Origin of the sequence: Microvirga aerophila, from assembly GCF_003332305.1 — a bacterium.
In the GTDB taxonomy this organism is placed as follows: Bacteria; Pseudomonadota; Alphaproteobacteria; order Rhizobiales; family Beijerinckiaceae; genus Microvirga; species Microvirga aerophila.
The window spans coordinates 16,843-27,414 of record NZ_QOIO01000062.1 but is presented as its reverse complement, the minus strand read 5'-3'; the positions used below and the strand labels follow the sequence as shown (position 1 = coordinate 27,414).

11 protein-coding genes are annotated in these 10,572 nt (G+C 56.4%); 6 read left to right on the top strand and 5 right to left on the bottom strand.

Annotation, left to right across the window (positions count from 1 at the left end; translation table 11 throughout):
- Positions 1–419, top strand: a 419-nt coding sequence (locus DRB19_RS30830; RefSeq protein ID WP_210207531.1) for a hypothetical protein, incomplete at its 5' end; no start/stop codon positions are given.
- A gap of 60 nt (positions 420–479) precedes the next feature.
- Positions 480–731, top strand: a complete 252-nt coding sequence (locus DRB19_RS31965) for a DUF6894 family protein (RefSeq protein WP_114188658.1) — start codon at positions 480–482, stop codon at positions 729–731.
- Positions 732–968: 237 nt separating this feature from the next.
- Here DRB19_RS31965 and DRB19_RS24600 read toward each other — a convergent pair whose 3' ends face one another.
- Positions 969–1,289, bottom strand: a complete 321-nt coding sequence (locus tag DRB19_RS24600; protein WP_114188657.1) for a hypothetical protein — start codon at positions 1,287–1,289, stop codon at positions 969–971.
- Positions 1,290–2,374: 1,085 nt separating this feature from the next.
- On the opposite strand from DRB19_RS24600, the gene DRB19_RS24595 reads away from it, so the two are divergent.
- Positions 2,375–3,040 (top strand): LuxR C-terminal-related transcriptional regulator, encoded by a 666-nt coding sequence (locus DRB19_RS24595; RefSeq protein WP_114188656.1) that lies wholly within the window; start codon positions 2,375–2,377, stop codon positions 3,038–3,040.
- 340 nt (positions 3,041–3,380) lie between these two features.
- Here the strand turns inward: DRB19_RS24595 and DRB19_RS30240 are convergent, their stop codons facing one another.
- Positions 3,381–4,142 (bottom strand): phasin family protein, encoded by a 762-nt coding sequence (locus DRB19_RS30240; protein ID WP_245439806.1) that lies wholly within the window; start codon positions 4,140–4,142, stop codon positions 3,381–3,383.
- On the opposite strand from DRB19_RS30240, the gene DRB19_RS32060 reads away from it, so the two are divergent.
- The 3 genes from DRB19_RS32060 (at position 4,041) to DRB19_RS24580 (ending at position 7,500) form a co-directional block, all read left to right on the top strand.
- On the top strand, positions 4,041–4,307 hold the full coding sequence (locus DRB19_RS32060) for a hypothetical protein (RefSeq protein ID WP_245439808.1): 267 nt from the start codon (positions 4,041–4,043) through the stop codon (positions 4,305–4,307). The two genes, DRB19_RS30240 and DRB19_RS32060, sit on opposite strands and share 102 nt — an antisense overlap.
- 768 nt (positions 4,308–5,075) lie before the next feature.
- Positions 5,076–6,137 carry a cytochrome P450 gene (locus DRB19_RS24585; RefSeq protein ID WP_210207530.1) on the top strand — a complete coding sequence of 354 codons (1,062 nt, stop codon included), beginning with the start codon at positions 5,076–5,078 and terminating at the stop codon, positions 6,135–6,137.
- A gap of 361 nt (positions 6,138–6,498) precedes the next feature.
- Positions 6,499–7,500 (top strand): LacI family DNA-binding transcriptional regulator, encoded by a 1,002-nt coding sequence (locus DRB19_RS24580; RefSeq protein ID WP_114188654.1) that lies wholly within the window; start codon positions 6,499–6,501, stop codon positions 7,498–7,500.
- 77 nt (positions 7,501–7,577) lie between these two features.
- Here DRB19_RS24580 and DRB19_RS24575 read toward each other — a convergent pair whose 3' ends face one another.
- The 3 genes from DRB19_RS24575 to DRB19_RS24565 all read right to left on the bottom strand — a co-directional run bounded on the left by DRB19_RS24575 (position 7,578) and on the right by DRB19_RS24565 (position 10,507).
- On the bottom strand, positions 7,578–8,615 hold the full coding sequence (locus DRB19_RS24575; RefSeq protein ID WP_114188653.1) for an Ldh family oxidoreductase: 1,038 nt from the start codon (positions 8,613–8,615) through the stop codon (positions 7,578–7,580).
- A gap of 27 nt (positions 8,616–8,642) precedes the next feature.
- Positions 8,643–9,521 carry an alpha/beta hydrolase gene (locus tag DRB19_RS24570; protein WP_114188652.1) on the bottom strand — a complete coding sequence of 293 codons (879 nt, stop codon included), beginning with the start codon at positions 9,519–9,521 and terminating at the stop codon, positions 8,643–8,645.
- Positions 9,522–9,601: 80 nt separating this feature from the next.
- Positions 9,602–10,507, bottom strand: a complete 906-nt coding sequence (locus tag DRB19_RS24565; RefSeq protein ID WP_114188651.1) for a VOC family protein — start codon at positions 10,505–10,507, stop codon at positions 9,602–9,604.
- Positions 10,508–10,572: the final 65 nt, after the last annotated feature.

The following is a 10,572-nucleotide window of genomic DNA, read 5'->3' as shown; positions in this document are numbered from 1 at the left end:
CGGGCTCTGCCAAGCCGCTCTCGGCTCAACCATGGCTAAATACTTACAACCCAGATGGGGAGGATGACCATGAGTTCGAGCACCATCCCAGCAACGATAAATCCGATGATGACCTCCCGGAAACGATAAGAGACGAACCAGTACAAGACCGTCATGAAAGCGATGAGAGCGATAACTGCAACGAGTATGGGACCTACCGCCAGTTCGTAGCCCATGTTCGGTTTCCTTCTGATCAGCCGGGCAGATCCAGAGCCAGTCACAGCGACCAACAGAAAACGAAACGGCTCCTGCTATATTCCGCGATTATCTCCCACGAGAGGTTTATAATTAGGAGTAATCCAACACCGCTACAGGGCCTTAGCGTAGTGCTCGTTGGTGATCCTCTATCAGGCTTTTTGTTGCTGATGCCAGATGTATAAGAAATAATCCTTAATATCGCCTGATATTTGGGGCTTTCATGGCTGATAATCCTGTTAGTCATGCCGCAGTATTCTCTTCACATCTGGAACGGTCGCGATCGCTACAGACACCCTAGAAAACTAGTCCTCCCTAGTATCGAGGCCGCCCATGCTGTTGCCTTGCAGTTAGCGCGGGTTTTGATCGCTGCTCGCTCATCCTGGCACGAGTTGCCCATCGAAGCGCGAAGGCAATTCGTTATTGAGATTGTGGATGAGGCTGGTCAGACGGTGCTGACTGTTCCGTTCACCGAGGCAGAAGGGCTTACGTCTTGATTGAGCCAAGGCAGGCGAATTGGTTCGCACCATCGAAGCTTGATCAGGCGAGTGACGCTTGTAGGGAGGCTAATCTCATCAGTGGGTGCAAGATCGGCCTCCCACACACTGCCTCGCCGCACTGTGACGTGCTCTCAACTAGCGAGCCGCCTTCACTTGTGATAAGCAACGGATCATAGCAGGGCCGGTGTCACGCAGGCGGTTGAACTAACCGCTATCAAGAACCTGCCGATAGCCTCATTCATCTTCGTCAGACATGGCCTGCCATGTGGCAACTTCTTCAGCCGTGGCCTTCCTTTTGCTGACAAGGTCGGCCAGCAAACTTGCAGGGAACGAAATGCTTTTTCTTACGGTATGGATGAAATTGTCCTGATCAACCTCCAACAGGCAAACAGTCAGTTTATCAGGTTGCTCCGGGTCATACTCGATGTCGAAGGAGTAAAATTGATGCTCTCGACCATCGTCGTTTGCGGCTGGGACGTTGAGCGACACCATGTGGTTATCAGGGCCAGCGAAACCAAAACATGTCCCGCGAGTAGGCAAATCGATCATCTTCATGTCGTTCACTTCCATTCACTACGGCGAGCCCCATGACACCGATCCCTGTTGTGAGGTTGCCATCGGCTAAAAGCCCGTCGCGCACAAAGACTGAAAAACAAACACTGTGGGCTCATGATTTTTAATCGTCTCTCAAGCTCCGGTTCTTGCGGTTGGGGCAACCGATCCAGAACCCAAGCCATCCAGCAGCAAGAAAAACGTTGTGGAGCCTGCTTTATTCCACCCATGCTTCGATAGTTCGGGGTGAGCTAATGTCACGGCATAGCTTGCGCGTCGCGGATCATTTGGAAATGGCTAAGCTCGAAAGCGTAGTTCACTTGCGGATGACATGATGAGTGGTTCACGGTCCTCTTGTAGCTGTGGAAATCCGCTGTCTATCGAGAACTGCCGTTATGGTGCCTGCCGAGGAGGTGCCTTGGCGTTCCGGGTCGAACTCTATTGATCGAATTTGCCTAGCTGACGTCATCTCACTGATTCAACACCTTGTAGATCGCGCCTCTTGAGCACCCCAATGTCCGCGCGACGTGTGCGATCAATGTACCCGCACCTACCCAAGACCGTGCGAGCGGCGGCCACCCCGCCGAGGGTAAAGCCAAGCGCCTGCGCTCCAATGGGACTTTCCCAAATCGCCAATGAAAACAGCCTGGAACTCTGTAACGCCCCTTATGCTCTACTGGTTCAGGCCTGACGCATGGTACGCGAAACACGACGGCCCACTTGATCAAGGCCCTACTCCTTCCGGTTAGCGGCCTGCCTGCAAAGATCAGCCGGATACGGTTGGAAAATGAGCTTTTAATTATTTTGCACTAATACTAAAGTTATCGCACGATTTTGCCTAACTTAGGACAATTTTATTGATTTGCGAGCTGAACACGATAGGATCCTGGCCAGTTTCAGTACAACGCCAGTGAGATCGTCAACGCCAAGCCGGGTGAGTGGCCCAGCTTCAGCGACAGCACGAAAATGGATCTGGCCAGATTTTAGAACCGCATTGAAAGCATTGGCGGCACGCTTGACCATAATCAGCGTGTCAGGTGGAGACGTATGCCTGAGTGCACACTTTCTGCCATGTGGAGGGGGCTCCAATGACTACCAAGATCCGCGTAGGTGTCGTCGATCAGCAACCGCTATTCCGGGAGGGGGTCATCGTCAACCTGGAGGCGCAGCCGGATATCGAAGTTGTCAGTCAGGGCGCATCCATTCGGGACGCCATGCAGATGGCCCAGGAGAGTGAACCGGATGTGATTATGCTCGACATGAGCTTGCTCGACAGCGGCCTGGATGCCCTTGAGGCGATCACCCAGCAGCATGCCCGGGCCAAGATCCTGCTGTTCACCCTCATGGGCGATGAGGAGAAGGTCTGCAGTGCTTTGAAGCGCGGGGCACAAGGCTGTCTGCTGAAAGGCGCAAACGGTCGTGAGCTGGTGCAGGCGGTGCGGGTGCTGCACCAGAGCGAGAGCTATGTCTCGCCGAGTCTTGCGGCCACGCTGCTGATGCGCTCTGGCCCGAGCCGTGTCAGCCCGGCGAAGCCGGTGCAGCGGTTTTCCGATCTGACGCGGCGGGAGGAGGAGATCCTGTCAATCCTGGGCAAGGGCCGCAGCAACAAGGAAATCGGCAACAAGCTGGATCTGAGCGAGAAGACGATCAAGCACCATGTGACCAACATTCTGCAGAAGCTGCAGGTGCGCAACCGGGTCGAAGCGGCCCTCGTCGCGTCTGAGCGAACTCCCCAGCGCCTGACGTTATCCTGATGAGAAATTCCGCCCCAATGGGATCATCAATGCACGGACGACATTTCCGTTGGAAAATGGAAGTCGGTTCACTCAACTTCTGTTCAGCGGACGTGAAACAAACGCATCTGAAAGTCCGCCTTCCGGCGGCGCTTGTCTTGTCAAAGGAGCCAAGCGTTAGATTTTAGCCGCTCGATGGGTGACGTGAACGTCGAACTCAGGCTGCCTCGGCATGGCACGCGTTTGGGTTTGCGGCCGCACGCTTTGCTGATCGTGGTCAGCGCGGCTCAATGAAAACATGCCCCGGGCTTGAAAGCCCGGGGCATGTTTTCATTGAGGCAAACCGTCAGAGTGAGTCCGATCAAGCGGCCCGGCTGACGCGCTGGCGCGATTTCTCCGCCTGAACCGTGACGATCCGACTTGCCTCATTGGCGAGCTGACGCGTGAGGTCCACCATCCGCCGACTGTTGTCGAGGGTCTGTTCCAGGTTGTCGCGGATGAGCGAGGTCTGGACCGCCATAAAGTCCGGAACCGACCGGCACTGTGCCAGACTGTTCAAGCCGTCAAGGTTCTTCTGCAGGCGCTTCTGGCTCAACTCAAAGCATTCGCGGGAAACATCCTGGACGCCGCGGGCCAGCTCCGATGCCGTGCTGAGACTGGTCTGTACCGCTTCCTGCATGGTCCGAGCCATTGTTTGGGCTCCAGCCTGCACTGTGTTGGTCACATCTTTCGCGACCCGCTGGGCGTTTTCAACTTGCTCGCGGGCACGCTTGGCCTCGGCCCGCTTTGCCTCTTCGACACTCGCCATCTCATCCTGCACTTGCTCGGCCACCTCTTCGGCCTCCTCGTCGCTCAAGACCTTGAGCACCGCCGGAAGCAGCTCCTTCTTGTCGTCGCGAATATGTTGCTGGAACACTTTCTTCAGCTCGGTCACCTTGCTGAGGAACTCACCAGTGTTTTTTGGCATGCTGTCCAATTCTGCCAGGAGCGCACTCGTTTCCTGGTTGTCCTGGATGGCCTCTTGAACCAGGTCCTGCATCCCGTGCTTGTTCAAGACCGGAAAGAGATACTGTTCCTGGAGATTAGCCAGGAGGTCCAACTCCTCTTGCAGGTCCGAAAGCAGGCGCTCACGGGTTTTGGCTGCGTTGTCGGAGGTGGCGAGGAGCTTATCGAAGAGTTCGTTGGCTTTATCCGGCGTCGTTTGGCTGAAGGTTCTGGTGGTCATTTTGCCTCAAAGGATGGGAAACATAGGAAAGAAAAAGATGTGACTCGACGCTTTGAAGCGTGAACCACGCGGTGTGACACAAATATATCGTTGGGACTAAATAATATATGGTAATTCTATCTCCAGTATTCAAGGATGAGCTTTAATTTTGTTATGGCGTTGACCATCAGAACTATCAGTAAGGCGGTTTGCCATGCGGTAGAACTGCTTCAGGTCGCAGAAGACACCAGGGCCGACCACTTATACCAAGTCCCGCTGATCAGAACCGGTGCGCCCACTCCCGCAGGCCGAGGGACATGATCACACCCACCCCGACGCAGGAAATCACGAACGAGTCAGCCCTTCAGGGACTTAGTATTAGTATTAGCTTCAAAGAGGTCAGGGGTTCGAGCCCCGAAAGTTTTTTATTGCCGGGAGAGTTCAATCCGAAGTCTTCGGTCTTGCCGTGGAATGGAATGCCGCCGTCAGGGCGGGTTGCCAAAATGCATCAGCCTCTCTCCGCAACTCCGTCTCAGTCAAATCAAGATCGGACGCGGAGCCTAAAACGCCTAGCCTCGTGTGCTGTAGAACCTTCCGCGCCGTGTCAACGAGAAGAAACAGGTCCACGTACCTAGGGAGAGCCTCAATTTCTTTTCTTAACGAATGTGCAAGGCGCTTGTCCTGCTAATCCCGTAAGCGCCGCATCGCACTGCGACCAGCGTGTGTTCTCCTGAGAGAGGCATAGGCTTCTATCGCCCTCTCCAAAGCCTGCGTACATGCCTTTTCCTGCATGTTGGCGAAGTCGGGGGGCCATGGTCGTGCCTGTGCTTTTAGTGCCTTCTGGCAGCGAGGTTGCCTGAGCAGGTGAATGAGAAGCGGAATGGATGCTTTATCCTGCCGGTTCTCAAGACGTTCATTACATCGAAGCAGAATGTGATTCCTAAACCTGCAACTACCGGACGCCGTCCACCACTTCACCTTGATCCGCCTGAGCACACGCCGTACCGCAAGGCTATCGCGCCACTCCTGACTCCACGTAAGGTCGCTCGGCTGAAGCCGATTATCCATGAAATCTGTGCGCAACTGCTTGAGCCAATGGTTTCCAACGGCGGAGGTGACATTTGCTCCGGATTTTCTTCACGTATGCCGGTGCTGGTCTTTGCGCACTGGATGAATCTTCCACTCGACGAAGTCGAGCGGCTTGAGCGTTGGGGAAGGCAGTACAACATCGCTACGCAGACCGGTGATGCCGTATCGACGAAGGAAGCGAGCGATGCGCTCTATGCCAGAGCACGAGGTCTCATGGAAGAACGCAAGATCAGGCCGCTTGATACAAAGGTCGATGCTGTCAGCGCGCTGCTTGCTACCCGCGTAGACGGTGAGCCGTTGCCCGAGGAGCTCATCATCGGAACGATCCGCCAGGTGTTGGTAATTGGAGTTATTGCTCCAATGGTCATGATCGGATCAATCTGCGTCCATCTGGGTCGTGACCGCGAATTGCAGGACCGTCTACGTCGCGACCCTTCACTGATCCCAGCAGCGATAGCTGAGTTTTTACGATTGTATACGCCCTACCGCGGCTTCGCTCGCACGGCGGTGTGCGATATCACCGTCCATGGGCGGACAATTCCTGCAGGCGAGCCGATTGCTCTGAACTACGCCTCCGCCAACCGGGACGAGGACGTATTCGAAGATCCCGGTACATTCAGGCTCCACCGGCCCAACATAAGCGCGTCAATCGCCTTCGGTCGCGGTCCCCACACCTGTCCCGGAGCGGGTCTCGCAGAGCTCGAGCTCGCGGTCGCACTTGAGGAACTTCTCGCACGAACCAAGGGCTTTCAAGTCGACGGAGATATCTTTCCTACCCGCATGCCCGAGATCGGAGCATTACATGTCCCATTGAAATTCACCTGAGTGAAGCAAACAGAGGATGACTTGGAGGAAAAGGTTGACATACATTGCGTTTGTCAGAGCCAGATTGCGTTCGCACATGCTGACCTTGGGTCGGAGACGAAGAGGATCAAGTGTTACACCAGTGCAAAAAAATCCTCGTAGACCGAAGGTTTAACGCACAAAGCGCGCTAAAACGACCAGAGGCGCAAGCCCTTACAATTGAGCGTGATAAACCCAGTCTCGGTCGACGGTCGCGTGGATCAGGTCAAGTTGTCGGTGAGCATGCGCCGTCCGAGGCATCATCGCCCGTCAAAGTCATTGGCACCATTTTCGCCAATGGCGCCGTAATTAAGTTCCATTCGCTATAAAGGCTAATTGTCCAGTGAACGATATACGTTCTCGCGCCACGCTTGAGGATGTTGCTGCCTTAGCGAAGGTATCGACCGCAACAGTCTCGCGCTTCCTGAATAACCCTGGGGCACTCACTGCCTCAACGGCGGAGCGGGTTCGCGAGGCGGTCGAGGCTATAGATTATGTTCCCAATCTACTAGCTGGGGGCCTCGCTTCCAAGCGCAGCCGTATTATTGCAACGCTTGTTCCCAGTATCGCCGAGTCCATCTTCAATGACACAATTGAGGCAATGGTCGGCGCTCTCACTGAAGACGGATATATGCCGTTGCTGGGTCTAACAAAATCGAACGATGCTCACATGGGCGAGCTGATTGATACCATACTGGCACGGCAAGCCGAAGCGCTCATCCTGACTGGGCAGCTCACTGATGTTTTCACCCGTGAGAGGCTGCGGCGTGTGCAAATCACGGTGATCGAGACTTGGGGACTGCCGGATGACCCGATCGACGTCGCTGTCGGCTTCTCGCATCGCGCTGTCGGTGAAGAAATCGCACGGTTCATACTCGATCGCGGCTATCGCCGACCTTTCCTAGTCGTTCCAGACAGTCAAAGATCGGGGTTGCGGCGGAGTGGATTTGTTGACGTCTGGAACGCAGCCGGCGGTGCGAAGGTAACCGAGCTATCTATGCCTGTGCCGAGCTGTTTTTCTCAGGGCAGGCTTGTGTTCCGCCGAATGCTTGAAATGCAGCGACGGCCCGACGTCGTCATTTGCGGCTCTGACATGTTAGCCCAAGCAATCATGATCGAAGCCTCTGCGGCCGGGCTGCGAATACCGGACGATTTAGCAGTCATTGGCTTTGGAAATCTCGCGGTCGCGGCAGCGATGCGGCCTACAATGACCACGATCGATGTTGACGGGACTCGTATCGGTCGCGAGGCCGTGGCCCTGCTTCGCCGCCGAGCTGCTGGCAATGAGAGTGAGAGTCGTTCAATTGACGTTGGCTTCCGCATTATAGCGCGTGAGAGTGCTTAGCTGTTGAACTTGGGCAACCTTTCCCACTTCCTGCGGCGCAGACTGCAGGAGTGGCTGGGAAAACGGCCCCAACCGGTTCAAGCAAGTTCTGGAGGAACTGAAACAGAAAGGCGGCCGGCAGTTTCAATCAGGCGTTTCGCCGTGCCTTCGGCGAGCGGAATACCTTTAACCGAACGACTGCGGCCTGTCGCGGCACTACGTTCGCCAGGGAGCAAGACCGCGTCGATACCCTCAGCCGGAACTAGCCCTTGGATTGCCTGGCTAAGATCTTTCACCGCTATCTCAAACTCCTCACGTGGACCAAAGGCTGTCGGATCGATGGCAATGACGAGCCCGTTGAAGCCACCTTTCTTACGGCCCAGCAGCACCGGCCCGATTACCGCATTGCCTGCCAGTACGCTCGTGAGTACTTCGATCATCAGAGACAGACCCGAGCCTTTTGGCCCCGCCATTGGCAAGAGCGCCGTCACCCGATCCGGGTCTGTGGTCTCGGCTCCTGTCTCATCAATCGCCCAGCCCAGCGGGATTGGCTTCCCTGCATCCTTCGCCGCCATAATCTTGCCGAGAGCCACGGCGGCGGTGGACATATCCAGTAGGATCGGATCAGCGCCCTCTGCAACCGGGACGGCGATGGACAGCGGATTTGTGGACAGAGCTTCGCCCTTCGCTCCGAAGTAGCTCATCAACGGTTTGGAGGCGGTCATCACCAAGCCGATCAGACCGCGTTCGGCCAATGCCGAGGAGAAATAACCCACCGCCCCGGCGTGGGAGATGGCACGGGCGGCACACCAACCGATACCGAATTGACGCGCCAGTACTTCTGCCCGGTTTACGGCGGTGTTCATTCCAACCGCTCCAGGGCACTTGCCGCCGTCGAGTACCGTGACGGCACCCAGTTCACGCACGGGGGTGACCGTTCCACCCGAGATCATAACACCCTGTTCGATCATCTCAATGTAACGCGGGATGCGAAGGACACCATGACTATCGATCCCGCGCAGGTTAGCCCAGACGAGAAGATCGGCGGTCTGAATGGCGTCCGCTTCGGTGAAGCCACCAGCCTGCAAGAGACGGGCGGCAAAGCTCCTCAGCTCGTCGGCCGGGATGATGGGCATGACATCGGTCTCCTTGCTGTCCAGGTCTCAGGACGAGAGCGGTGATGGGAAGAACTTGTCGAGCCAGCCCTTCATCATCATTTTGGTGCGCGGCGCGTCGTCAGGTGCGAGTGGGAAATGCGCCATTGTGTCGATCAGCATGAGTTCGGTCGGTTGTCCGGCCTTTTCGAACATCCTGATGGACTCGATCGTCGGCGTGATGATGTCGTTCGCAGTGTGGAACAAGAGTAGCGGGCGCGGTGCGATGTTGGCAACCACATCATCGGCCCGGAAGTTCATCATCGACCAAGCGGTTTCTGTTGGGATTTCCATGATGGCCTTGGGGGAGAGATTTGCACGGAGAGCCTCAGGAATTGGAACGGCGTCGAACCGTGACATCCAGAGACTCTGACCGGTCTCCTGCTTGTGTTCGCGGCCCTTTTCCAAAATGCCGATGAACTTGTTCCAGGATTCCTCGGTCGGATGCTGCCCGCGGAACTTGCGTTCGCCATTGCCCCAGCCGCAGGAGGAGACGCAGCAGGCCACGCGATCATCCACGCCGGCGGTATAGACCGACACGGCCGCGCCAAAGCTGTGACCCGTGATGCCGATCCGCTTGGGGTCAACCTCGGGCCGCTTTGCGAGCCAAGTCAGAGCGTTCTTGGCATCTGCTACCTGATCGAAGCAGCGGACCTGAGCCCGCTCTCCTTCACTCTCACCACAGCAGCGGAAGTCGAAGCGAAGCGCCACATAGCCGAAGGTTTCCATCATCTCGGCTTGGACTTGAGCGTGGCTTTCGTCTTTGGAGCCGACGAAGCCATGGCAGACGATAAAGGCTGGCAACGGTTCGCCTTTATAGCCGTCAGGAATGTGAATCACGCCTGAGAGCTTAAGGCCATCGGATTCGAAAGTGACCTTCTCTTGCATCGTATAACTCCTTGCGTCCGATCCTGGGGCACGACGGCCCATTCATCCCACGTCGACGGAAGCCGTCAGTCCGCCTCCGTTTAGGAGAGCGACTGGAATGGATGGAAATGCTCGCGCCACTCTAGCGGGGCAGGCGAACCCCAGACGTTCATGTCGCGCACGTTCCCGGGACGCTCCAGATTGGTGATCACGCGCGGTGTGAAGTGGACATCGTCGGCCACCACCGCCATGGGACCGGAGCACTCGACCATACAGCCGCTCGAGTCGAGATAGTAAGCATAGGTGTTGTCACCCGGACGGTGCCGTCCTGGCCCCCAGACAAGCTGGCGGTCATAGCGATCAAGAATATCGCCAAGACGGCAGTACATGTTGAACTCAGGGAACTCAAAGGAATAGTGGTGCAGGCCAGGAGCCGTGCCCTTGACCACGCCCAGGATGTGGTGCTGGCGATTGCCAGCATACATCCAGGACAGACCATCGTTCACGATGCGCTCGGACAATTGCATTCCGGCAATCGCAGTGAGCTGCTCACGCGTTGCGACCGGGTCGGGCGAGATCAGGTTAGCATGGTCAATGCGCCGTGGCCCGACCCCTGAAGTCTGATAGCGGGGGCGATACATGTCATCGCGAGCAGGCGTATGGATCTCGAAACGCAGACCTTCGGGCGTCTTGAAGGTGACGCCTGCATCCCAACAATCCAGGCTCGGTTCCTCCGACAGAATCTGGCCGCCGGCCTCTGCAACCCGGGCCGCGGCTGCACGAACGTCATCGGCGGTAAGCGCCTCAAGTCCGATGGTATGGCACGAGTTCTCCTGAGCCTGCACCAGAACGAGTTCTGCTGACCGGCCATTCGAACTGAGCCAAACCTGATCTGCCGTCTCACGCGTGACGCGTAGGCCGAGAATGTCAGTCGAGTCTCGGACGACATCCTCAATCCGGTTCGTGTTGAGCTTAATATGCCCAAGGGCATGCACCAGGTGAGTCATTAGGCGTTCTCCCGAGATCTTCGCATATGCCTGTTGCGACCGTAATACCTAGATTGTCTACCGGT